Annotated in this window: 26 protein-coding genes; 19 read left to right on the top strand and 7 right to left on the bottom strand. The window is 68.7% G+C overall.

From position 1 onward, the window contains the following. Positions 1-86: 86 nt before the first annotated feature. Positions 87-1,286, bottom strand: a complete 1,200-nt coding sequence (locus tag F7P10_RS14140; protein WP_151009765.1) for a S8 family serine peptidase — start codon at positions 1,284-1,286, stop codon at positions 87-89. A 237-nt stretch (positions 1,287-1,523) separates the two neighbouring features. Between F7P10_RS14140 and F7P10_RS14135 the strand changes: the two genes are divergently transcribed. The 7 genes from F7P10_RS14135 (at position 1,524) to F7P10_RS14105 (ending at position 7,584) form a co-directional block, all read left to right on the top strand. Further along, on the top strand, positions 1,524-1,823 hold the full coding sequence (locus F7P10_RS14135) for a hypothetical protein (RefSeq protein ID WP_151009764.1): 300 nt from the start codon (positions 1,524-1,526) through the stop codon (positions 1,821-1,823). 38 nt (positions 1,824-1,861) lie between these two features. Next, positions 1,862-3,202: a hypothetical protein gene (locus tag F7P10_RS42310; RefSeq protein ID WP_176611462.1), complete on the top strand. Its 1,341-nt coding sequence runs from the start codon at positions 1,862-1,864 to the stop codon at positions 3,200-3,202. A gap of 190 nt (positions 3,203-3,392) precedes the next feature. Beyond that, a complete protein-coding gene (locus F7P10_RS14125) occupies positions 3,393-3,695 on the top strand; it encodes a hypothetical protein (protein ID WP_151009763.1) in 303 nt (100 codons plus the stop codon). Positions 3,696-3,706: 11 nt separating this feature from the next. Continuing rightward, positions 3,707-4,942: a hypothetical protein gene (locus F7P10_RS42305; RefSeq protein ID WP_176611461.1), complete on the top strand. Its 1,236-nt coding sequence runs from the start codon at positions 3,707-3,709 to the stop codon at positions 4,940-4,942. A 232-nt stretch (positions 4,943-5,174) separates the two neighbouring features. Continuing rightward, on the top strand, positions 5,175-5,486 hold the full coding sequence (locus F7P10_RS14115) for a hypothetical protein (protein ID WP_151009762.1): 312 nt from the start codon (positions 5,175-5,177) through the stop codon (positions 5,484-5,486). A gap of 317 nt (positions 5,487-5,803) precedes the next feature. Further along, positions 5,804-6,955 carry a hypothetical protein gene (locus F7P10_RS14110; RefSeq protein WP_151009761.1) on the top strand — a complete coding sequence of 384 codons (1,152 nt, stop codon included), beginning with the start codon at positions 5,804-5,806 and terminating at the stop codon, positions 6,953-6,955. A 56-nt stretch (positions 6,956-7,011) separates the two neighbouring features. Continuing rightward, positions 7,012-7,584, top strand: coding sequence for a hypothetical protein (locus F7P10_RS14105; RefSeq protein WP_151009760.1), 573 nt, complete (start codon positions 7,012-7,014; stop codon positions 7,582-7,584). Between the two features lie 40 nt (positions 7,585-7,624). Here F7P10_RS14105 and F7P10_RS14100 read toward each other — a convergent pair whose 3' ends face one another. From F7P10_RS14100 to eccCa, 3 genes are all read right to left on the bottom strand, one after another. Then, positions 7,625-8,068, bottom strand: coding sequence for a nuclear transport factor 2 family protein (locus tag F7P10_RS14100; RefSeq protein WP_151009759.1), 444 nt, complete (start codon positions 8,066-8,068; stop codon positions 7,625-7,627). 152 nt (positions 8,069-8,220) lie between these two features. Continuing rightward, a complete protein-coding gene (locus F7P10_RS14095) occupies positions 8,221-8,691 on the bottom strand; it encodes a YbaB/EbfC family nucleoid-associated protein (protein ID WP_151009758.1) in 471 nt (156 codons plus the stop codon). A 9-nt stretch (positions 8,692-8,700) separates the two neighbouring features. Continuing rightward, entirely contained in the window at positions 8,701-12,651 is a 3,951-nt protein-coding gene (gene eccCa, locus F7P10_RS14090; protein ID WP_151009757.1) for a type VII secretion protein EccCa, read from the bottom strand. Positions 12,652-12,912: 261 nt separating this feature from the next. On the opposite strand from eccCa, the gene eccD reads away from it, so the two are divergent. The 9 genes from eccD to F7P10_RS14045 all read left to right on the top strand — a co-directional run bounded on the left by eccD (position 12,913) and on the right by F7P10_RS14045 (position 20,872). Continuing rightward, positions 12,913-14,310 (top strand): type VII secretion integral membrane protein EccD, encoded by a 1,398-nt coding sequence (gene eccD, locus F7P10_RS14085; RefSeq protein ID WP_151009756.1) that lies wholly within the window; start codon positions 12,913-12,915, stop codon positions 14,308-14,310. Between the two features lie 19 nt (positions 14,311-14,329). Next, a complete protein-coding gene (eccB, locus tag F7P10_RS14080; protein ID WP_151009755.1) occupies positions 14,330-15,757 on the top strand; it encodes a type VII secretion protein EccB in 1,428 nt (475 codons plus the stop codon). 82 nt (positions 15,758-15,839) lie between these two features. After that, complete coding sequence (locus F7P10_RS14075) at positions 15,840-16,130, top strand: WXG100 family type VII secretion target (protein ID WP_151009754.1); 291 nt, start codon at positions 15,840-15,842, stop codon at positions 16,128-16,130. 234 nt (positions 16,131-16,364) lie between these two features. Then, positions 16,365-16,646, top strand: coding sequence for a WXG100 family type VII secretion target (locus tag F7P10_RS14070; protein ID WP_254716600.1), 282 nt, complete (start codon positions 16,365-16,367; stop codon positions 16,644-16,646). Positions 16,647-16,682: 36 nt separating this feature from the next. After that, entirely contained in the window at positions 16,683-16,973 is a 291-nt protein-coding gene (locus F7P10_RS14065; protein ID WP_026404403.1) for a WXG100 family type VII secretion target, read from the top strand. 159 nt (positions 16,974-17,132) lie between these two features. After that, positions 17,133-17,483, top strand: coding sequence for a hypothetical protein (locus F7P10_RS14060; protein ID WP_151009752.1), 351 nt, complete (start codon positions 17,133-17,135; stop codon positions 17,481-17,483). Between the two features lie 27 nt (positions 17,484-17,510). After that, on the top strand, positions 17,511-18,821 hold the full coding sequence (locus F7P10_RS14055) for a WXG100 family type VII secretion target (RefSeq protein WP_151009751.1): 1,311 nt from the start codon (positions 17,511-17,513) through the stop codon (positions 18,819-18,821). 106 nt (positions 18,822-18,927) lie between these two features. Continuing rightward, the gene (locus F7P10_RS14050) at positions 18,928-20,352 is read left to right on the top strand and encodes a S8/S53 family peptidase (RefSeq protein WP_151009750.1); all 1,425 of its coding nucleotides are present in this window, start codon (positions 18,928-18,930) and stop codon (positions 20,350-20,352) included. Between the two features lie 94 nt (positions 20,353-20,446). Continuing rightward, positions 20,447-20,872, top strand: coding sequence for a hypothetical protein (locus F7P10_RS14045; RefSeq protein ID WP_151009749.1), 426 nt, complete (start codon positions 20,447-20,449; stop codon positions 20,870-20,872). Positions 20,873-20,893: 21 nt separating this feature from the next. Here F7P10_RS14045 and F7P10_RS14040 read toward each other — a convergent pair whose 3' ends face one another. Genes F7P10_RS14040 through F7P10_RS14030 form a run of 3 tightly spaced genes read right to left on the bottom strand, consistent with a single transcriptional unit; the run spans position 20,894 to position 22,016 of the window. Next, the gene (locus F7P10_RS14040) at positions 20,894-21,274 is read right to left on the bottom strand and encodes a hypothetical protein (protein ID WP_151009748.1); all 381 of its coding nucleotides are present in this window, start codon (positions 21,272-21,274) and stop codon (positions 20,894-20,896) included. Positions 21,275-21,300: 26 nt separating this feature from the next. Then, positions 21,301-21,630 (bottom strand): hypothetical protein, encoded by a 330-nt coding sequence (locus tag F7P10_RS14035; protein ID WP_151009747.1) that lies wholly within the window; start codon positions 21,628-21,630, stop codon positions 21,301-21,303. After that, entirely contained in the window at positions 21,618-22,016 is a 399-nt protein-coding gene (locus F7P10_RS14030) for an ATP-binding protein (RefSeq protein ID WP_151009746.1), read from the bottom strand. Before F7P10_RS14030 ends, F7P10_RS14035 begins: the two co-directional genes overlap by 13 nt. Positions 22,017-22,031: 15 nt before the next feature. Here F7P10_RS14030 and F7P10_RS14025 point away from each other — a divergent pair, with 15 nt between their 5' ends. From F7P10_RS14025 to F7P10_RS14015, 3 genes are read left to right on the top strand one after another with little or no spacing between them, the layout of a single operon-like run. Further along, on the top strand, positions 22,032-23,015 hold the full coding sequence (locus F7P10_RS14025) for a helix-turn-helix transcriptional regulator (RefSeq protein ID WP_151009745.1): 984 nt from the start codon (positions 22,032-22,034) through the stop codon (positions 23,013-23,015). Continuing rightward, entirely contained in the window at positions 23,006-23,191 is a 186-nt protein-coding gene (locus F7P10_RS14020) for a DUF397 domain-containing protein (protein WP_151009744.1), read from the top strand. The genes F7P10_RS14025 and F7P10_RS14020 overlap by 10 nt, the downstream gene beginning before the upstream one ends. Positions 23,192-23,222: 31 nt before the next feature. Continuing rightward, positions 23,223-23,408, top strand: a complete 186-nt coding sequence (locus F7P10_RS14015; protein ID WP_151009743.1) for a DUF397 domain-containing protein — start codon at positions 23,223-23,225, stop codon at positions 23,406-23,408. Positions 23,409-23,429: the final 21 nt, after the last annotated feature.

Below are 23,429 nucleotides of genomic sequence, written 5' to 3'. Positions count from 1 at the left end.
TGGTAGTACGCGCATATGTCAAACATCTGCGACCATGCGCGCTTTATGGCCCTATGCGGGCCGTCCCGCGCGTGCGGACGGTCGCCCTACGCGGACTCTCCCGAGTTGCCGCCCGACGGCTGCACCGGTCCCGCGCGCCAGCCGCGGCGGCGTCCGGCCGGGATCAGCAGCCCGCCCGCGAGGACCAGGACCGCCGCGCCGACCGTGCCGCCCGCGACGCCGAGCGCCACGGCGCGGGTGGTGGAGTCGGGCTCGTCGGGCACCGCGATGCTGACCGGTCCGCTCGGGCCGGCCACGCCGCCCGCGCCCGGTCCCGCGCTCACCGCGGTCAGCGCCTCGAACGGGTTGATCATCCCGGCCCCGCTGCCCGCGCCCTTGTTGCCCGCGGCCGTCCCCTCGATCCGCTGCTTGACCTCGGCGGGCGTCGCGTCGGGGTACGCCTCCAGGATGAGCGCGGCCAGTCCCGCGACGAACGGTGTCGCGAAGCTCGTCCCCTTCTGCACCGCGTAGTTGCCGTCGGGGGCGGTGGTCACGATGTCGTTGCCGGGCGCGACGACCGACACGGGCGTGTTGGGGTTCGAGAACTCGGTGATCTTCCCGTCCTGCCCGACCGCGCCGACCGAGATGACGCCCTCATTCTGGTAGGCCGACGGGAACATCAGGCCGGGCACCTTGCCGTTCTGCCGGTCGATGTTCCCCGCGGCGGCAACCACCACGACGCCCTTGGCGTTCGCGTTCTGGACGGCCTGGCGCAGCCGCGGATCGTCCCCGATCGACTGCGTCGAGACGTTGATGACGTCCGCGCCGAGCTTGACCGCCTCGTCGATGCCCTTGGCGGCCAGCCCGCTGTCGATGTTCTGCGCCTGGGCCGCGAACTTGATCGGGATGATCTGCGCGCCCGGCGCGACGCCGACGAACGACGAGATCCCGGCCTTCGCCGCGATGATTCCCGCGACGTACGTGCCGTGCCCGAGGCAGTCCTCCGGGCCCGTCTTCGTCACGTCGGCGCCCTTCACGACCTGCCCGGCGAGCTGCGGGTTCGCCGTGCTCACCCCGCTGTCGACGACGGCGACCTTGACGCCCTTGCCGGTCGCCTTCCCGTGGGCGGCCTCGATGTTGAGGGACTGCTGCGCCCACGGCACCCCGCCCTGCGCGAGCGCCTGCGCGCTCATCGCACCCGCGGGAGGGCGGCAGTTCGCGGGCGCCCGCGGCGCCGCGTGCGCCGGGGACGCGGCGTAAAGGGGGAGCAGGCACCCGGCCAGCACGGCGACCGCGCTCCATCTCATGCCGGAAGCTCCCATCCATCGCCCAACACCCGTCAAAGGAGACTTTAGAGGACGCGCGGCGCCGAACGCCGACCTCGCCCGCGAAGCCGCACGACCCGCCCGTCCGTTCGTCCGTCCGGGACGGTGCCGCCGCGGCGGCGGGGTGGAACGTTCTCGTATCAACTGGTATGACCTGCCGCCGTCCCCTAGTATCTTGGCCGACCCTGGCCACACGTTCACCGGATCCAGAGGACAGACGTGACTCCAAAGTCCGCCGACCCCCAGCGGATCGCGCTCCACGGCAAGGACATCACCGACCAGGTCGTCCCCCGCCTGCAGAAGGCCGGCGACACGCTCAACAAGGACGGCACCTTCAACCTCGAGGGCGGTGACTTCAGCGTCACGTGCGTCGGCGCGTCCACCGCCTACCCCATCGCGGTCCAGTTCGGCTTCGAGGACATCAAGCTGCTGATGGACACCGCCCAGAGCATGGCGGAGAAGATCAACACCGCCGCGCGGACGTACGGCAGCGCGGAACAGGCCAACACGCAGAGGTGAACCGGTAGCACCGGCGGACCGGACGGAGGGCGAGACAGGTGACGACACCGGGCAGCGGGGGTTCCGGCGGAAGCGGCGGCACCGGAAGCGGCGGGACCGGGTCCGGCGGGACAGGCTCCGGCGGTAACACCGGCTCCGGCGGGTCGACTACGTCGCCGGGCACGGGAGCGCGCAACTCCGGGCTCGCGGCGGGCGGGGCGGCGGCCGGCGGCGCCGCGATCAGCGCGCTGACCGGCGGCTCGGCGCTCGGCGCCGCGGAGTCGATGATGCAGATCGCCGTCGCCACGGCGAGCGCCGCCGTCATCCTCCCGCCGTCCATCATGGTCGCGTTCCAGTTCAAGCTCTCGTCGGGCAAGCCGGCGAACCTGGAGAAGGCCGCCGCCGACTGGAGCGCGGCCGCCGCCGAACTGCAGCAGGCGGCCCAGGACCTGCGGAACCTCGCCCAGGGGATCCCGCAGCAGGCCTGGAACATGGACGACCGCACCGCCTACGAGAGCAAGGTCAGCGACTACTGCCTGCAGCTCGACGCGCTGCACAACTACCTCATGGCCGTCTCGATCGCGCTGACCGTCCTGGCCTGGGCGATGTTCACCTACGCGATCTTCGCCGTGGGCATGGCCGTCTACCTCGGCGCGCTCGCCGTCGTCGCGGTGGCCGCGCTCGCGTCCGTCGTCGGGTCGGTCAGCTACCCGGCGCTCGTCGGCCTCGCGTCCACCGGCCTCACCATCACCACGGTCGCGACCGGCATCCTCGCGTCCGCCGGGGTGATGGCGGGCGGCGCGATGTTCGGCGGCGCGGCCATCACCGCGGACTACCAGGGCGACCACGGCAACGCGGGCGCCGGGGACGCCTTCGGCGAGGCGTTCAAGAACGGTGCCGCGGGCGCGGCGGCGAACCTCGTGCAGAGCGGCGCCAACGCCGGGCTCTCCTTCCTGAACCGCAACCCCACCGGCAGGGGCTTCCCGCTCGGCGAGGTCGACCTGGACGCCGACCGCGACATCACCGAGACCTGGACGTACGGCGCCGGCGCCAAGGTGAACACCCCGGCCGGCGAGACCGAGGTCGCGGGCAACATCAAGCACAACGACGAGGGCTGGGCGGGCGGCGAGTTCGGCGTCAACCACAAGTACGAGGACCCGAGCGGCACCGTCAACGGCACCGTCGGCGGCAAGGTGACCTGGGACGAGAACGAGAACGTCGGCGGCGGCTTCAAGGTCGGCGGCGGGCACACCCCCAGCGGCAGCCAGGGCGAGTACGAGGGCAACTGGAGCCACGAGGGCGACTACTCGGACAAGTACAAGGTCAACACCCCGGTGTACAGCAACGAGGGGTCCTGGGCGGAGGGTCCGAAGGACGAGACCCCGCCCTGGGACAAGTAACCGCGTCTTTCCCGAACGCCGCCCCGATGACCGGGGCGGCGTTCGCCGTATTCCGGTGAAACCGGCCCGCCACCTCCTGCGTCGAACGGTGGACACGCGTGCCCGGAGACCGTGAGCCATGCCTGAAGAGCTCCCGAGAAGGCAACACCAGAACGGGGGCCGGGACGCACCCCGTAGCCAGGAGGTCGTTGTGGGCACCCAGCTCAATGTCAATCCGGACCGCATCGCGCAGCACGCGAAAGAGGTCACGAACACGATCCGTCCCGAGCTCGACAAAGGGCTCCAGGAACTGAGCGGGAACGGCACCATCGAGGGCGGCGACTTCAGCATCACCGCGACCATGGCGGCCATGGCCTACCCGATGGCCCTCCAGTGGGCCTTCGAGGACATCCAGACCCACCTCGACATGCTGGACGGCTACGCCGCCAAGCTCGAGGCCACGGCGAAGACCTACGGCAGCGCCGAGACCGCCAGCACGATCCAGCGGGTCTGAGGGGGCCTTCGATGAGCGCGTTCAACTCCTACGACACCCTGATGGGCACCGCCGAGACCGAGACGACCCTCGCGTCCGTCCCGCTGCCCACGGTGATCCCGATCGCCCTCATGCTCAAGCTGAGCAAGGGCAACCCGGCGGGCCTCGAGACCGCGGCCAAGGCCTGGGAAACGGCCGCGAACAGCGTCGAGACGACCAAGACGATGCTGCAGGAACGCGTCGGCGCCATCTCCCAGCAGGACTGGAACGCCCAGGACCGGCAGGCCTACGAGGCGAAGGTCCAGGAGTTCGTCTCCCAGCTCGACGCCATGCAGATGTTCTGCCAGGCGGTCAGCATCGCGCTGATGGTGATGGCCTGGGCGCTCATGACCTTCGCGATCTTCGCGATCGCGATCGGCACGTTCCTGGCCGTGCTCGCCGCCATCGCCACGGCCGCGCTCATCAGCGTCGTCGGCGCGCCCGTCTACGCGTCCTGCGTGTCCATCGCCTCGACCTGCATCGCCGTCACCGGTGTCGCGACCGGCATCCTCGCCGCGGTCGGCACCGCCGTCGCGATCATCTTCCAGGGCGGCTCGATGCTGACGGCGTTCGTCTCGTCCCAGCGCGGCAACGAGGCCGCCCTCACCGACTTCGTGCAGGCCCAGGCGAACGGCTCGGTCTCGGCCCTGGCCAACCTCGGGCAGAACGCCGTCAACGCGCCCCTCGCCTTCATCGACGCGCGCGGCGGCGGCAACTCGCCGCTGAGCGAGATCGACCTCGACGCCGACCGCGACGCCGAGGGCGTCTGGACGGCCGGCGGCGGCGCCACCTTCGAGACGGCCGGCCAGACCGAGATCACCGGCGGCGGGCACGTCATGTGGGGCGACGACGAGGGCTTCGTCGGCGGCGACGTGTCCGGCGGCGTGAGCACCCAGGGCGGCTGGAGCGCCGAGGGCGAGGTCGGCTACACCGACGCCGACGGCGTCGGCCAGGGCGACGACGGAAGCCTCAACTACAGCGCCACGGGCGGCTACGAGGGCAGCGGCAACTACGGCGGCGAGGTCTCCGTCGAGGGCGAGCACGACTTCGAGTCGGGCGACGGGAACACGTCCGTCTCCGCGAACGGCACCTACAACGGCGGCACCGTCGGCGGCTACACGCAGAACTACGCGTACACGGGCGACGGCCAGTCCCACTGGTCCGGCACCGGCACGACCCCCGTCGGCGACGTCCCCGTAGGTGACGAGACACCGCCCTGGGACCAGTAACCGGGAACGTTCCGATCCACCGGACGCCGCCTCGACGAGCCCCCCGACTCACCGAGGCGGCGTTCGTCATGTGCGCTGAAGTGCGGATACATCCTTTGACGCGTCAGATGGGCCCAATTATCCGCCCCAGAATCCGCCGAACATCCTGTCCCAAACCTTCTCTCCGCCCGCGCGTTCCGGCTGATCCACTAGCGTGCCGTCGCGCATCGGTGACTCAACGAAGGCGGGGACCATGGCACCGGGTCGGAAAGACGTCAACCCAGAGCGCATCAACAAACACGGCCAAGACCTCTCCTCAACGGTCATCCCCAAGATCGACCACGCGGGCGATCTGCTGAGCGAATCGGGCGTCTACGACCTCGAGGGCGGCGACTTCAGCATCGTCTGCCTGCAGGCGTCCGTCGCGTACCCGATGGCCGTCCAGTTCGCCTTCGAGGACCTCAAGGCCCAGAAGCGCGTCGCCGAGTCATACGTCGAACGCCTGGCCAAAACCGCGTCCACCTACGGCACGGCCAACGAGAAGAGCACGATCCGGCGTTCGTGACAGACGGAGAGGGACGCGAGATGACTCCACCACGCGAAGAGGGCACCGGAGGCCCCGGCAACGAGACCCCGCCCGGCGGCCAGACCCCGCCCCAAGGCGGGACGCCTCCCCAAGGCGAGACAACTCCACAGGGCGGCGCACCCCCACAGGGCGGGACCCAGCCGCAAGGTCAGAGTCAGAACCAGGGGCCGACCGCGCGTGAGGCGTGGCAAAGCCTCGACTCCGGGACGCAGCGGAAGGCCGCAGGGGCCGGCGCCGGTGCGGGCGCAGGGGCAGCGGGCGCCGCCGCAGTCGGCGCGTTCATCCCCGGAAACTCCGTGGTCGGTGCCGCCGAGGGCTTGATGAACGGAGCGGTCGCCATGGCAGCGGCTGCCGGAATCCTCCCTCCCGCGCTGGTCATCGCGTTCCAGTTCAAGCTCGCGTCCGGGAAGCCGCAGAACCTGGAGAAGGCGGCCAACAAATGGGCCGAGTCGGCGGCAGAGGTCCGGACGGCGATCGAGCAGTGGAAGAGCTTCGTCAGCGGCATTCCAACTGCGGACTGGAACGCCGACGACCGCGAGAAGTACCAGCAGGCGGTGGACGACTACTGCCTGCAGATGGAGTACCTCCACAACTACTGCATGGCCGTCCACTACGCCCTCATCTCCCTGGCCTGGGCGCTCTTCGTCTACGCGATCGCCGCCATCGCCATCGCGGCCTTCCTGGCGGCACTGGCGACCGCCGCCGTGGCCAGCCTCGGAACCCTGTACGCGGCCTGCCTGTCCCTAGCAGGGACGGCGCTCACCGTCACGTACGTGATGACCGGCATCCTCGCCACGGCCGGGCAGATGTGTGCAGCCGTCCTCGCGGGGGGTGCTGCCGTCACGGCGAACAAGCAGGCCGAGCACGGCAGCCAGGAAGCGGCCACCGCCTTCAAGCAGGCGCTCCTCACCGGCTCGGCGGGCGCCGGTGCCAACCTCCTGGAGGGCGCCGCCAACACGGGCCTCGCCTGGCTGAACCGCGCGAACGGCGAGTTCGACTCGGTCCCGTGGGCACCGGGCAAGACGTGGGGGCACCGAGGCTATGGATTGCAGTCGATCGACCTGGATGCAGATCGCGCCTACGATACGACTTGGAATGTCGGTGGCGGCGCAAAGGTCAAGATTCCGCACGAGATGGGACCGGAATTCGAGGTATCCGGACACCGTAAGTATGGCCCTGAAGGTTATGCTGGCGGGGACTTCGAACTCAAAGGCAAGCAGCCTGGCCCGGGAGTCGATCTCACCGGAGGCGTCAAACGCGAATGGAATGCCGAGGGGGAAGAGAAAACCACTTACAGTACCGGCCTGGAACAGCCGCACACCGGAGCCAAGGGAGCTTATGAAGGCACCGTCAACCCGGACGGTACGAGCGAGAACAAAGCGACCTGGGTTGCCCCTTGGGGCAGTCAAGAGAAGAACTTTGATCCACCCTGGGATAGCGGAAAATAGCCAGTCGATGGTTATGGCGGGAGGGTGAGGTGGAGACACTTCTAGAGTCGGCCAAGATGCGGTTCGACAATAAGTCGCGACGTTCGTATGAGTACCGTGACCAGGCGGACGGTGTACTCGCGTCGGTAGAGCAGGTCGTTGGCGGTAAGCCCAGGGGTCGGCTCGGGCGCATGTTCGCTAACGAGCGTGATTACTCTTTTGTGTTCCTGCGATTTCTCGATTTGAGCCGCGAAACGCTCTTCAGTATCGAGCGGGCTCCCGTGGAGACTGATGTCGCCGGATACATGGGAGTCGCTCTCATTCTTCGAATGCCCGATGGTTCCATCTGTGGCAAGGTGATGGCAAATCATCAAAGGGTGAAAGACAATATGATGGGAAAAACGATCGCGCAGTATCGGTGGCAGTTGCTCGATGCAGAAGATGTCGTCCTGTGTGACTTCGAAGAAAAGGTGGTAGGCAAGGGGAGAGGGACCCTCTCTACCGGGAAGTATCAGTACTTCAATGCCTACCGAACGCCGATCGCCCGGTTCGATGGGAAGTGGATCGAGTTCGAGCGGGAGGTTCCGGAGAACCTGCGGATGCTGGTGATCGCGTCGCCGGTGGCGATCGACCTGCTCGACGGGGCCTGACAGGCCGGTGCGCTGCGTCGCCGTGCGGGGCGGTTGTCGATCAGGGCGTGAAGGCCGTTGCGACGGCGAGGCTGTCTTCGTAGACGTGGTGCCGGGTGACGAGTCCGTCCTCGACCGTGAGGTGCAGGGCGAACCGGGCACGGTAGGCACGGCCGGTGGGACGGGCCGTCTGCCGGATCTCGCCCAGGACGACCGCGTCGGAACCGTCCACCAGAATGCGCTCCACCTGGGTGTCGACCTTCTCGGGGACGTGGTGTTCGGCGATCTGCCTGAAGTGGGCGGCGGCGTCGGCGCGGGTGGATCGGTGCCGGATCCACGGGGTGGCGGCGCGGCCGTGCTCCGCTTCGGGCCAGTCCAGCCTCCAGTCGACGCGCTCGGCGTACATCGCTGCGATCTGCTCCGGGTCGCCCCCGGCGATCCGGCCCAGCAGCTCCTCGACGACGGTGCGCGTGCTCGTGCTCGTGGGTGTTGCGGTGTCGGACATGGCGGGTCTCCTCTTGATCCTTGAACGGGACGAGTCGATCTTGGCAGCGCCGTCCGTCCCGCGGCGATTACCTCCCGCGTAATGAGCGAAGGCCCCGGTCCATCCGTCCGCTCGTGGCGGGCGGACGGACCGGGGCCCTCGTTCGTGGAACGTCAGCGGCGGTCGCCGGGGTGGTTGCCCTTGTAGTTGTTCATCGCCTCCTGCGCCCGCTGCTGCTGGACGCCGAGTTCCCGTGCGAGATCGCGCATCTGCCCCGCGAAGCCGTTGGCGAGCTTGTCGAGGGACGCGAGGGCCTGCGAGGGGTCGATGGGCTTCTCGGGGTCGCCGAAGACGGACGAGCCGGCCTCGCGGACCTTCGTCTGGAAGTCCTGGGCGGCCGCGTTGACCGCGGTGCGGATCGCCTCGCTGAGTTCGACGGCCGCGAGGCGCATCGCGCGGGGGTCGATGTCCAGCCTCGTCAGCCCGCCCTCGGCGCGGTACTCGGCGATGATCCGGCCGTCGGCGGCCTCGCCCGTCCCGACGGCCTCCTGGACGGACTCCTGGATCTTGGAGAAGTCGCCCATCTGCTGCTGCATGTCGCGCTGGAAACGTTCGAAGCCTTCGCCGAGGCTGAAGTCGGCCATTGGTTTCTCTTACTCCTGGTGTGCGGTCTGGATGAGGCGGGTTCCCTTGCGGCGGTCGATGTAGTAGCCGCGGCCGGGGGGCAGGGGGTGGCCCTTGATGTTGCCGAGCACGACGCCCTCGTCCTTGTTACCCGACATGAGCAGCGCGGGCGATCCCATTTCCTTGATGCGCTGCAGGATCGGGTCGTACATCGCGCGGCCCGCGCCGCCGTAGGCGCGGGAGACGATGACGTGCAGGCCGATGTCGCGGGCCTGCGGGAGCAGTTCGGCGAGCTGGGTGACCGGGTTGTTCGAGGTCGCGACGAGGTCGTAGTCGTCGATGATCAGGAACAGGTCGGCACCCGTCCACCAGGAGCGGTCGCGGAGCTGCTCGGGCGTCAGGTCGGCCGGGGGGAGCCGGGCCTGCAGGGCGCCGACGATGTCCTTGACCAGCCCGGACGCCGCCGCGGACGAGGCGGCGTAGCCGATGCGGTGCTCGGTCTCGGCGGCGTCGAGCAGGGCCCGCCGGTAGTCCAGGAAGATCATCCGCGCCTGCTGTGGCGTGTACCGGTCGATGATCGACTGGGTGATGATCCGCATCAGGTTCGACTTGCCGCACTCGGTGTCGCCCATGACGAGGAAGTGCGACTCCTGCTGGAAGTCGAGGAAGACCGGCTGCAGCGAGTCCTCGTCGATGCCGATCGGGATCCGCGAGCCGGTCTCGGCGGGCGCCGGCAGCGAGGTGACGGGGAAGACGGCCGGCAGCATCCGGACCTGCGGGGCCTTCGGGCCCTCCCAGTTCGCGGCGACCGCGTTGACGAGCTGCTTGACGCCGTCGGCGAGCGTGGAGTCGTCGGAGTTGCCGTCCAGGCGCGGCAGCGACATCAGGCAGTGGTGCCCCTCGCGGGTCAGGCCGCGGCCCGGCTTGCCCTCGGGGACGTTGTCGGCGAGCCGGCGGTCGATCTCCGAGTCGTACGGGTCGCCGAGCCGGAGTTCGAGCTTGGTACCGAACAGGTCCCGGATGTTCATCCGGAATTCGGACCACTTGTTCACCGTGGCGATCACGTGGATGCCGTAGCCGAGACCGCGGGCGGTCAGGTCGGTGATGGTGCCCTCGAGGTTCTCGTAGTCCTGCCGGAGCGTCATCCAGCCGTCCACGACGAGGAACACGTCGCCGTACCCGTCGCCGCTGAGCTCGCCGGACGCCCGCATCCGCCGGAACGTCGCCATCGAGTCGATGCCGCGCTCGGCGAACTCGCGCTCGCGGTTCTCCAGCAGCGCGGTGACCTCCGCGACGGTGCGCCGGACGCGGTCGGCGTCCAGGCGGTTCGCGACGCCGCCGATGTGCGGGAGGTCGCTGAGCGCGCCGAGCGTCCCGCCGCCGAAGTCGAGGCAGTAGAACTGCACCTGCTGCGGCGTGTGGGTGAGCGCGAGGGACGCGATCAGCGTGCGGAGCGTCGTCGACTTGCCGGTCTGCGGCGACCCGGCGATGCCCGCGTTGCCGGCCGCGCCGGACAGGTCGACGTACATCGGGTCGCGGCGCTGCTCGAACGGCTTGTCGATGATGCCGGTGATGGCGTGCAGCCGGTTCCGCCAGCCCTCGTGCTGGGTGGTGAGGCCGTGCCCGGGGACGACCGCGAGCGTCGGCAGCAGCTCGTCCAGCGTGGGGGACGCGTCGAGCGGCGGCAGCCAGATCGCGTGCGCGGGCGGCCCCTGGTTCTCGAGCTGCTTGACGATGACGTCGAACAGCGTCCCGACCGACTCGCGCTCGGGTTCCTGCTCCTGCTGCGGCTGCTCGATGACGCGCGGCCGGATGTAGTCCGGGATGTACGGGACGATCTGCTTGACGACCTGCGGACCGGCCTGCTCGCGCGGCGCGAGGTCCTCGTCGGCGGGGCCGGACACGTACCCGGCGCGGAACCGCGTCATCGCCTCGGTGCCGAACTTCATGTAGCCGTGGCCGGGCGCGGACGGCAGCTCGTAGGCGTCCGGGACGCCCAGCACGACGCGCGACTCCTGCGCGGAGAACGTCCGCAGGCCGATCCGGTACGACAGGTGCGTGTCGAGGCCGCGGAGCTTGCCCTCCTCCAGCCGCTGCGACGCCAGCAGGATGTGGACGCCCAGCGAACGGCCGAGCCGTCCGATCATGACGAACAGGTCGGCGAACTCGGGCTTGGCCGACAGCAGTTCGGAGAACTCGTCCAGGACGAGGAACAGCGTCGGCATCGGCTTGAGGTCGGCGCCCTGCTCGCGGGCCTTCTCGTAGTCGCGCAGCGAGGCGTAGTTGCCCTGCGAGCGCAGGTACTCCTGCCGCCGCACCATCTCGCCGTGCAGCGCGTCGTACATGCGGTCGACGAGCGGGAGCTCGTCCTCCAGGTTCGTGATGATCGCGGACACGTGCCGGAGGTCGTCCATCCCCAGGAACGTCGCACCGCCCTTGAAGTCGACGAGGACGAAGTTCAGCACCTCGGGCGAGTGCGTCATCGCGAGCCCGAGGACGAGCGTCCGCAGCGCCTCCGACTTACCGGAACCGGTCGCGCCGATGCACAGTCCGTGGGGGCCCATGCCGCCCTGCGCCGACTCCTTGATGTCGAGGTGGACGGGCCGTCCCTCGGGGTCGATGCCGATCGGCACCCGCAGCCGGTTGCGGGGCGCGCGCGGGCGCCACATCTCCGCCGCGTTCACGTTGAACGGGTTGTCGATGCCGAGCAGCGACGTGACGGTGGTCGCGCCCGACAGCGCGTCCTCCTCGGGCCCGGCGGTGGCGCTGGCGCGCAGCGGCGCGAGCTGGCGGGCGAGGGCCTCCGCCTGCTGCAGGGTGATGGAGTCGGGCTTGCCGATGCGGTTCGGGACGTCCTTGCCGGTGCGGTCCTTCGTGAGCCGCGCGACCTGCTGGGCGTTGACGGCGATGCGCAGCATCGCCTGCTCCATGACCGGCGCGGTCGACCCGGTGAGGTCGATGACGCAGACGCCCTCGACGCCGTCGGCGGCGAGCTGCGAGTCGTAGGACGCCTGGCCGCCGTCCATGATGATGATGTGGTACGGCAGGTCGTCCTGCGACAGGCCCGGCTGGAACCGCGGGCGGTCCTTCACGTCCTGCCCGAACATCGCCTCGAGCGTCGACATGCTCTCGGCCATCAGCCGGACGGGCCCCGCCGCGTCCGTCTCGGACGGGTGCAGGTTGTGCGGCAGCCACTTGATCCACTGCCACCACGGCATCCGCTGCTTGGACGCGCACACCGCGATCCGCACGTCGTCGGGGGAGTGGAACGTGGCGATCTGCACGATCAGCGCCCGCATCAGCCCGTACACGGCCTCGGGGTCACCGGACGGGACGAGCCGCGCGAACGACCGCAGCGACACCGAGATCGGCAGGTTCGGGACGTTCGAGTGGGCGCGCACGAACCGCCGGAGGGCACCCGCCGTCATCGGCTCGAGGTCCTCGATCGGCTTCGTCTCCGGCGGGATCAGCTGCACCGCGAGCTTCTGCGCGCCGGTGCCGATCCGGACCTGGATGAAGTCGTCGTCGGACGGCCGCCGCTCCCACAGCCGCGCGCTCATCGCCAGCCACCACAGCGAGGCCGGGTCGGGGCTGCCCCACTCCATCGCCTCGCGCTGCTGCTTGGCGGCGCTGCGGACCTTCTTCCGGACCTGCCCGAGATACCGCAGGTAGTCGCGCCGGTCGTTGTTCAGCTTGACCTTGCGCTCACCGCTGTTGCGGCCGACCTGGCCGAGCATCATGCCGAACATCGAGATGGCGAACATGCCGCCCGCGACGTACTGGAGCGGGCCCCCGCCCCGTCCCACCAGCATGAAGACCATGGCCCCGGAGCCGGCCAGCATCGGCAGGTACGTCAGCACCCCCTGCATGCCCTGCGGGATCAGCTCGGGCAACTCGGGAGGCGACTCGAGCAGGATCTCACCACGAGGCGGCGCGGGGGGTTTCTTCCGCTCCCTGCGTCGGACGATCACGGTGCTCACGCTGCTGTTCCTCCCTCGAGCCGCAGAGCGACCCCCGCCCCCGCGAGAGTTGTCCGCCCCGTCGTATCGGCGGCGGCTTTCGCCCCCTTATCCGGATTGATGGTAGAGGTGTCGGCGGACGTCGACTACACGGTGGGAGTGTCCGGATACTAGGGTTAGCCCGATTCGCACTACTGAGAGGCACGGGCAACCCCGCACACCTGACCGAAACCAGCAGGTGTCACGCCCCCCGTTTCAATCCGGACAACTTGCGAGGACATCGTGAGCGCTCCCCCTGGGGCCGATCTCTGCCGCGTCACGGTCGTCGGGCCGAGCCGACGGGTCGACATCGCCCTGCCCGCGGACTCCACGTTCGCCGAGCTGTACCCGACGATCCTGCGGTACGCGGGCCAGAACCTGGCGGACGCCGGACTGGCGCACGGCGGCTGGGTCCTGCAGAAGCTCGACGAGGCACCCTTCGACCCGTCCAGCACGCCGTCCCACGCGGGGCTGCGCGACGGTGACCTGATCTACCTGCGGCCCCGCATGTCGCAGATCCCCGACCTCGCGTTCGACGACGTCCCGGACGTCGTCGCGACCGCCGTCAACGACCGTCCCGGACGCTGGCGGCAGGACTCCACCCGCCGGTTCGCCCTCGGCTGGGGCGTCGCCGGGCTCATCGTCGGCGGCTTCACGCTGCTGCTGTCCGGACCGTCGTGGCTGGTCCCGGCGATCGTGGCCGGCGCCATCGCGGTCGTCCTGCTCGCCGGCGGCGTCGCGCTGTCGCGGGCGCTCGGCGACGCGGGCGCCGGCGCGGCCCTCGGCTACGCCGCCCTGCCGTACGCGTTCCTCGCCGGGATGCTCGCCCCCGCCGGGGACGACGCCCTGTTCGACCTCGACGCCCTGCACCTGGTCGCCGGGTTCGGCGCGGTCGTCCTCGCCGCGACGATCGCCGGGTTCGGCATCTCGCAGGGACTGCCCGTCTTCTACGGCATCGCGATCGCGGCCCTATTCGGGACGATCGACTGCGCGATCCCGATGGTGTTCGACATGGACGCCGCGGGCGTCGCGGCCGTCACCGTCACGATCGTCCTCGCGCTGACGCCGCTGCTGCCGGGCATCGCGTTCAAGTTCGCGCGGGTGCAGCTCCCACCGGTGCCGAGCAGCGCCGAGGACCTGCGCCGCGACACCCTCTCGGTGGACGGCCAGGAACTGCTGGAGCGGACGTCCCTCGCCGACCGCTACGTCACCGGCGGCGTCTCGGCGATCGGCCTGACCGTGCTCGGCGCCGCGATCCCGCTGTCGTTCGACGACGGCTGGGTGTCGCCCGTCATGTGCCTGGTCGTCGCGTTCGCCGTCCTGCTGCGGGCCCGGCTGTTCCGCGGCCGGAACCAGAAGATGTGGATGCTGATCCCGGGCGTCGCGGCCCTCGCGCTGCTCGCCGCCGGGACCGCGCTGAGCATGAACTCGCAGGTCATGGTGCTCGTCGCCGTGCTGGTGCCGACGCTGGTGATGTCCGGCATCGCGGTCGGCGTCGGCATGTGGCTGCCGGGGAACCGGCCGACGCCGTTCTGGGGCCGCGCCGGCGACATCCTCGAGATCATGCTCGTGGTCGCGATGATCCCGCTGGCACTCGGCGTGACGGGCGTCCTCGAGTACGTCCACACGCTGGCGAGCTGACGGGCGAGGAGGACGTTCGATGCAGACGAAACGGGATCTGCTCCAGGCGCACCGCCTGATGACGCACCGCGCGTCGCAGGCGCTCATCCTGGCCGAGCCGGACTTCCCCGAGCAGCCGCTGCGCAAGCTCAACGTCGGGCTGTTCGCCGGGATCATGGTCGGCGTCCTGGCGGCGGCCGTGTTCGGCATCGTCGGCCTGCTGTTCGGGGGCGGAAACAAGGGCCTGGACGCCAAGGGCGTCCTGCTCATCGAGGAGGAGACCGGCGCCCAGTACGTGTGGTGCACCCCGCAGGGCGCCCAGGAGGACGTGCTCTGCCCGGTCGCGAACTACGCGTCGGCGAAGCTCGCGGCGTCCCTGGGCGGGGGCTCCGCGGAGCAGAAGACGGTGTCGGCCGAGTCGCTGCAGGACTTCCCACGCGGCCCCCGCATCGGCATCCCCGGCGCCCCCGACTCGGTGCCGAAGTCCGACCGGCTCGTCGGCGGCCCCTGGTCGGTGTGCGTCCGGCAGCGGCAGCAGGGCGGCGTGGGCCAGTCGGCGGTGTCGCTCGTCGCGGGCCAGGAGGTCGGCGGCGAGAAGGTGGACGCGAACAGCGGCGTCGTCGTCAGTGCCGGGCAGAACAACAACTGGCTGATCTGGAAGAACCAGCGCCTCAAGCTCTCACCCGCGGGCATGACCGTGCTCGGCGCGTCCGCGCCCGCGCAGGTCTCGCCCGGCTTCGTCAACGCGCTGCCCGCCGGGCCGGACTTCGCGGCCCCGCAGATCCAGGGCGCCGGCGGCGACCCGTCCTTCGAGGGTGCCACCGGCAAGATCGGGCAGGTCTTCGTGGTGAAGGGCGTCGGCGCGGGCGACCAGTACTACGTGCTGCTGAACGACGGCTACGCGCCCGTCACCGCCCTGCAGGCGTCGCTCATCCAGAACTCGGCGTCCTACACCCTGCCGAAGAACGGCCCGCTGGACGGCAGCGCGGTCACCACGCACCGGTCCGCGCAGAAGCTCGTGAACGAGCAGCTCCCGCAGACCGCGATCCAGCTCCGCGCCTACGACCCAAGCCAGTCGCTGTGCGTCGTCTACCCCGACACCGAGAAGGGCTCGCAGACCGCCGAGCTGACGATCGGCGGCGGCCAGGACCTGCCGATGCCCGCGGCGGCGTCCGGAACGGGCGTCGACAATGTCGTCCTGCCCCCCGGCGCCGCAATTCTCGCGGGCGTCCTCCCGAACTCGGGATCGGTTGATGCGATCAACACCTATACGCTCATCACCGATTCCGGTCGCCGCTACTCGCTCCAGTCCGCGGAGACGGCCAAGGCTCTCGGGTACACCATCTCGGCGGACAAGAATGACTCGGTGCCCGTCCCCGCCAACCTGCTGAACCTCATCCCGCAGGGGCCCGCGCTGGACCCGCAGAAAGCGATCCTGCCCATCACCTCGGAGGGTGCCGCGGGATGACCGACCGTTACCGAACGATCAGGACCGTGTCACCGGCTCTTGGTACGCTCTTGATCGTCGCGCACGCCACGGAGGAGTCGTTGTGAGCCAGGCCTTCAGCACGGACTACGCCACGATGAAGCAGGCCGAGGCCATGTTCAAGAGCACGCACAGCCAGATGGTGCAGGCCCTGGACGACCTCGAGTCCGACATCCAGAGCCGCCTCGCCGTGTGGGAGGACGACTCGCGCGACGCCTACTTCGAGGCGAAGGCCAAGTGGGACAAGGCGGCCCGCGAGATGGCCGACCTGGTGAAGGAGTTCGGCCAGGGCATCGGTACCGCCCAGCAGAACTACCAGTCGGCGGAGCAGTCCAACACCTCGCTCTGGGGTTGACCGCCGCACTCGACAAGCCGATCCCGCATTGTCGCAGTTCACAACGGGGTCGACAGATATCTGTTCGCCCGCCTACGGTGGTGGGCTTTACCGTAAGGGCGTTGTGCCGGACGATGGGGTGAAACTCGTGTCAATCGGGTCGAACCGATCAGGCGCACGCCGCGTCCAACCCGATGTAGTGGCTACTGGAAGGGATGACTGATGGGTCAGAGGTCAACGGTCGACAGAGCGGAAATGAATGCGGCCGCCCAGCGGGTGGAGGCCGCGGCTCAGGACCTGCGCAAGATGCAGGGCGACCTCGGTCAGGAGCAGTCGCAGCTCCAGGGCCGCTGGATCGGTGAGGCGGGCAACGCCTTCACCCGCGTCTACAACGAGTTCAACTCCGAGCTCGGCAACGTGCTCCAGGTCCTCGACGGTCTGCACGAGAAGCTCGTCCAGGTCAAGATCAACTACGAGGCGAGCGAGCAGCAGCAGGCGGAGGAAGTCAACCGCGTCGCCGGCCTGCTCAACGGCTGACCGTAACGCAGAGACCCGAAGGCACGAAGGAGAACGATGTCCTTTCAGTCGATGGACTTCGGCGCGATGCAGCAGGCGTACGCGTCGTTCCAGCAGAAGCACAACCAGATGCGCCAGGAGCTCGACGACCTCGCCAAGAGCGTCGAGGGCAAGCTCGGCCAGTGGGAGGACGGCGCTCGCGAGGCGTACTTCCAGGCCAAGGCGGAGTGGGAGAAGTCGGCCGACGACATCTCCCGCATCCTGAACCAGCTCGGCGTGGTCATCAACTCGTCCTCGGAGACGGGCCAGGCCACCGTCAAGAACAACGTCTCCATCATCGGAGGCTGACGTTGACCGCCGCTGATCGGCCGCCGGGCCCGCCCGGCGGCCGATCAGCGGTGATCGTCAGGATCCGTCTCCCGCGGCAGACCTGACGTATCCGTATATCGCCAGAGTGGCAGTAGTGGATTCGGTGCGGGCTCTTCCGGCCCGCCGGGGGAGGCTCTCATGGGTCAGAAGAGTGAGATCGACAAGGACGAGGTCAGGGCCATCCTGCGCGTCCTCCGCAACAACCTGGCGACGTTCGAGAGCGGCAGCGGCACGCGCAACGACATCTCGATGAACGCCAACATCACGAACTCCGAGCTCGGACAGTACCCGGCCGTGAGCGCGCTCAACGCGTCCTCCCAGTCGGCGTACGGCCAGATCAAGGGCCAGTACGACGGGTTCCTGAACAGCTACCAGGGCATCATCGACGCCCTGGACCGCATCGTCGGCAACCACGAAGAGACCGACCAGGGCAACGCGGCGAACGCCAACCAGGTGAACGCGAACCTCAACAACACCTCCGCGTACTGAGACCGGCTGACTAGGTGGGATTGAGAAATGGGTAACACTCCGCACCAGGAGCCGATCCGCTCGAACATGGACAGTCCTGTCGAGTGGGACGGTGGCATCGATGAGATGAACCAGATCCTCGACGCGATGGACCCCGGTCGTGTCGAGGGTGCCGGCAACGCCTACAACGGCGCGGCCTCGAAGTTCGAGAGCGCCGCCCGGGTACTGCGCACCCAGATGTCCGCGTTGGCCAACGTCTGGAAGGGCGACGACGCCGACGCCACCATCGAGCAGATGGAGTACCTGCAGGGCAGCGCCGAGAGCATGCGCCAGGTCTCCGACGAGACCGGCCGGGCTCTGGTGAACCACGCGGAAGTCATCCGCCAGTTCCAGAGCAACCGCCCCGGCAAGGGCTTCTTCGGCAACCTCTCCTGGGACGACGCGGGCGTCGTCGCGGCCGGAACCGTCGTCGCGGGCCCGGCGGGCGGTGCGATCGCCCTCGGTGGCAAGAAGATCGGCGAGGCCCTCGGCATCCTGGACAGCGCCGAGGACGACGCCGCGAAGCAGCACATGCGCCAGCTCGGCGAGGCCACGAACAACTCCAACACCCAGATGCCCGCCAGCATCTCCACCAACCTGCCGACGACGGGCCAGTGGCGCCAAGACCCTCCGCCGAACCCCGACCTCGACGGTGGCGGCGGCAGCATCCCCGGTGGCGGCGGCATGGGCGGCGGCCTGCCGGGCGGCGGCAGCATGCCCGGTGGCGGTGGCAGCATCCCCGGTGGCGGCGGCGTCGGCGGCGGCCTGCCGGGCGGCGGCAGCATCCCCGGAGGCGGCGGTGGCGGCCTGCCGGGTGGTGGCGGCAGCATCCCCGGGGGCGGTGGCGGAGGCGGCTTCCCTGGCGGCGGTGGCAGCATCCCGGGAGGCGGTGGCGGCATCGGCGGCGGTAGCTCCGACCTGGCCGGTCTCCCCGGTGGCGGCGGCCTGTCGGGTGGCGGCGGCAGCCTCGGCGGCGACCCCTTCGGCCGCGGCGGCCTCGGCGGCGGTGGCGGCGGCATGCCCGGTGGCGGCGGTGCTCTCGGTGGCGCCGGTGGCGGCATGGGCGGCGCGATGCCCGGCGCCGGCGGTCTCGCCGGTGGCGGCATGGGCGGCGGTCGTGGCGCGGGCGGCGCGGGTGCCGGTGGCAAGGGCCTTGGCTCCGGAGCCGGTGGCCGTGGCATGATGGGCGGCGCCCCGATGGGCGGCGGAGGCGGCGGCGGTAACAACCAGGAGGAGCACGAGCGCACCACCTGGCTCACCGAGGACGAGGACGTCTGGGGCGGTAACGATGGCGACACTGCTCCCCCGGTGATCGGCTGACCGCAGGCTCGGCCACAAGAGAATGCGTGACACGGCGTGGGCAGTTCGAATGACATTCGAGCCGCCCACGCCGTATCCCATTGAGTGAGGTTGTGCTGTGCGACGGATGACACGATGGCTGGCCGGGGTCGGAGCGAGCTCCCTTCTGGTCCTCACCAGCGCGACGCCTGCCGGGGCCGTACCCGGACCCCGGAACGACCAGTGGTGGTTTACAGCCTGGGAAGTTCAGCAGAAGGTTTGGCCGATCACCCAGGGATCCGGAGTTACCATCGGGGTCATCGATTCCGGAATCAACGGGAACCTGCCTGATCTGAAAGGCGCAGTGGTCCCAGGGACGGATCTCACCCAAGGGTCGGGGAACGGCTACGTCGGTGGCTCGACCGACCTACAGGAGTCGCACGGCACATCGATGGCTGCGCTCATGGTCGGCCAGGGTGGAGGCACCGGCTATGTCGGAGTGGCCCCGCAAGCAAAAGCGATGGCCATCAAGGCCAACTTGACTAACTGGGACAAGTCCATTCGTTTCGCGGTCGATCGCGGAGCAAAAGTGATCAACCTTTCCCAAGGGCTCACGCCTCCGGGAGGACAGTGCCGTCCGGAGACGCAACAGGCTGTGTCCTACGCGCTTGAGCGCGATGTGGTGGTCGTCGCCTCGGCCGGCAACAGCGGCGATCGCGGTAATCCGTCTATGGAACCGGCCAACTGCGTGGGTGTTCTCGCAGTCGGTGCTGTTGACAATGAGAAGCGTGCTTGGTTTGCTACGGAACGTCAACCATATGTTGACATCGCGGCTCCAGGTGCATCGATGGCGGCACTTCTGGCGAATGGCCAAATCAGTGAGCGTGTCGCCGGAACCAGTGGTTCAGCGGCGCTGACTTCCTCGGTTGTCGCGCTCGTGCGCGCGAAGTATCCGCAGATGTCTGGACGCGAGGTCGTCCAGCGGCTTCTCAACACCACCAAGGACGCTGGGCCTCCCGGCAAGGACAACATGACTGGCGTTGGTGTCATCATTCCGGTGGCAGCACTGACTGCCCAGGTGCCCAAGTCTGCGTCCAACTCCGTGTACGCGGAGTATGACCAGTGGAAGCAGGCGAACCCTAACGCCGTCCAGGGCGGCGGGGAGCAGGCAGGTGGCCAGAACGCTGAGAAGAAGGACGTGCCTCCGTCGGAGCAGACGAAGGCGTCGGACAACGCGAACCGGAACACGATGATCCTGCTCGGGGTCGTCGGAGCGGTCGTCATCGTGGGCGCGTTGGTCGCGTTCCTGCTCATCCGGAAGAGCAAGAAGAAGGCCGCTCCGGCGGGGCCCGGCCCAGGGCCTGGTTTCGGTCCGCAGGGTGGTCAGCCGGGGCCGCCTCCGGGATGGGGTGGCCAGCAGCCGGGTCCGCCCATGCCGCCTCAGCAGCAGTACGGACCGCCGCCGCAGGGCGGTGCACCGCAGCCTCCGATGCAGCCTCAGGGCGGGCAGCCGCAGGCGCCGCCGCCCCAGGGGCCCGGAGGGCCGCCCGGCGGACAGTATCCGCCCAGGTAGCGAATCGCAGATTTTCAAGGGGGGCGTCGCTCGAGCACATGGTTGTGCGCGGGCGACGCCCTTTCGTATGCGTCAAAAACCGGAAAGGGAGAAAATGAAGATTCGTTTCGCCGTTCCCGTCGCCGCACTGGCGTTGGCGTTCAGCGTGAGCGCCTGTGGAGGAGACTCCGAGGACGGCGCCGGGGACGGTGCGTCCTCGACCGCGCCGCCCACCGCGGCGTCGAGTGCCCCCGGGACCACGGCGCCCACCGACGGCGGCTCCGGCGGTGGCTCCATCACCGGCAACGGTGGTGGCGGCGGGTCGATGAACGGCAACGGCGGCGCCGGTGGCGGCGGCGAGGGCAACCCGCAGATGCAGATGCTCACCAAGGTCGTCGAGTGCATGCGCGCGAAGGGCTACGAGATGCCCGAGCCCGAGCCGGGGAACCCGGCGATCGCCCCGAAGAACACCGAGGGCAAGGACCCGAACAAGGTCAACGCGGACTCGCAGGAGTGCGTCCAGCAGGCGCAGGGCGGCTGACGCCCGGTGCCGTCGTGCCGCTCACCGGGCGCGGCTCCCGGTGAGCGGCACGAGTATTCCGAGAAGCCGTGCCAGCAGGCGACCGCGCCCCCTGCTCCGGTGCGGACGACGGACGGTGTCGTGGCGCGGGGCGCTCCACGTGCCGTCCCGTCGCCTTGGCGGTGATGCGCCGCATCCCGCCCCCTCGATGGGACGCGGCGGGCCGAGGGCGGCGCGGAGCTGACGGGCGAGCCCGGCGGCGTTCTTGGCCTCGGCCAGGCGATCGGGGAGCAGGGCCCAGAGCGATCCGCAGAACTCGCCGTACCAGATGCAGATACCGGGGAAGGCTTGGCGCAGATCGGCGAGGGCCTGGTCGATGTCGGCGTCCAGCTCGATGAAGGCGTCGTTGGCGCGGTTGGGCATGGTGACTCCCGAGGACGGTCGCGCGGCTACCAGGTCGCGGGGAACATGCGGTGCTTGAGGAAGCGGTCCACCAGCTCGGCGGCGGCCTCAGCGTCACCGCACGGGTGGAGATGGTGTCGTCCGGACTCGACGTATCCCCATGTCCCGCCGGGGGTGGCGCGGACGCCGATCGCTGCGAGGACGCGCCCACCGACCAGCACCCATAGCAGCGGCGACCGGGCCCGCAGGACGCACCCGTAGCCCATGCCCCGGAGGGCGGCGGCGAGGGCGTCGAGATGCCTGCCGGCCGTGGACGACCCCCACCAGGTGCGCCAGCTCAGGACGAGGGCTTGCCGCCAGACGGTCAGAGCGCGCAACGCACCCACACGACCTTTCCGGTCTCGTACAAGGGACGGACGCCCCACTCCTGGACGAGCTCGGTGATCAACGGCAGGCCGCGCCCGCTCGTCGCGTCGTGGTCCTCCGGACGGACGACGGGGAGCGCCGCCCCCTCGTCCCACACCTCCACGCACACGTTCCGCTTGGGCTCGTCCGGGAAGATGCGGACGACGATGTGCCCGACACCGACGTGCTTGTAGGCGTTGGTAACCAACTCCGTAACCACGAGCCGCCCGACGAAGTCGTCCGCGATACCGAGTGAGCGGAACTGCTCGACGAGGAAGCGTCGCGCCTGCGCGGGCGCCCGGTCGGACGGAGCGAGGACGAGCGTCGGCGTCTCCGGCGCCAAAGCCACAGCTGACATCGGAAGATCCCTCCCGTGGTGAGTCGGCTGACCCCGGCTCCGGACCCGCTGGCCGGATCCGGTCAAGGTCACCCTGTGTGCTCGAACAAGCACAATCAAGCCACGGCGCGGCGTACTTTGGCTGTAGAGCACTGCATTAGCCACATTCCAGTTGCGGAAGTTAGCGCGACTGTTGCGCCGATCGGGGGAGTCGACGTGGGGACCACGCCTGCCAGCGGCAAGTTCATCCCGGAACTGAAGACCTTCGGGATGGAGATCAGGAGAATGCGCGAGGCGGCGGGGATCAACCAGACCCGTCTCGCGGTACTGGTGAACGTCTCACGCGCATACGTCAGTCACGTTGAACTGGGGAAGACGCGATGCCGCGCGGACTTCGCGGCCCGCATCGATGGCGCACTCCATGCCGAGGGTGAGATCATCCGAGCATGGGATGAGTTGCTGGAAACGATCAAGTCTGTCAAGTACCCAGAGTTCTTCGCCAACTTCCAGAAGGCCGAGCAGTCGGCGATCATGCTCCGTGCGTATGAGGATAGGATCGTGCATGGCTTGTTTCAGAGGGAGGAGTACGCTCGTGTAATTCTTCAGGACGAGGACGCTGTTATCAATCGAATGCGACGTCAGGCGATTTTGTTTGGGAAGAATGCACCCTCTGTGACGGTGGTAATGGATGAGACCGTGCTGTATCGGCAAGTGGGCGGGAGGGGGGTCATGAGGGCGCAACTGGAATTTCTCTTGGAGTTGTCCGAGATGGAGAATGTCAACATTCAGATTGCGCCGATACAGTACACGCGCAACGTCTGGTCGACGTTCGTCATAGCGACCCTGTCGGACCAGCGTCAGGTGGTCTATACGGCTAAAGCGTACGGGGGTGAGACTTCTTCCGACCCGGTACACCTGGCAAAAGTAAACGAGACAATGAGTATATTGCAGGCCGAGGCGCTTAATGTGCGTGACACACGAGCGCTTATTCGAGAGGTGATCAAGCAAAGATGGGCCTGAGTGAAGCGGTTTGGATCAAAGCGTCTCGCAGTAACGAGTCAGGGGACGCTTGTGTTGAGCTCGCAAAATTGTCGAGTGTCGTGGCTATTCGTGACAGCAAGGATCCGGAAGGTCCCATGCTCGTGGTGAGCGGCGAAGGTTTCCGTGTCCTTGCTGAGGTCCTCAAAGATCTCTGACCAAGACCGGCGATCCAGGCGGCGGAGGAATATGGAACTGAGTAATGCGGTGTGGCGCCAATCTGCTCGGAGCAAGGAAGACGGCTCGAACTGCGTTCAAGTCGCCAAGGTCTCCGGTCTCGTCGCAATCCGGGATAGCAAGGATGCGGACGGGGCTGTGATCACGGTGAGCCGCGGCGACTTCAACCGGTTCGCTGAGGTGCTGAAAGCCCTCTGACTCGGGACGTCGGATTGGTCA

Origin of the sequence: Actinomadura sp. WMMB 499 (assembly GCF_008824145.1) — a bacterium.
Classification (GTDB): domain Bacteria; phylum Actinomycetota; class Actinomycetes; order Streptosporangiales; family Streptosporangiaceae; genus Spirillospora.
Note: the sequence above shows the minus strand (reverse complement) of the source record. Positions and strands in the feature narration are given on the sequence as shown.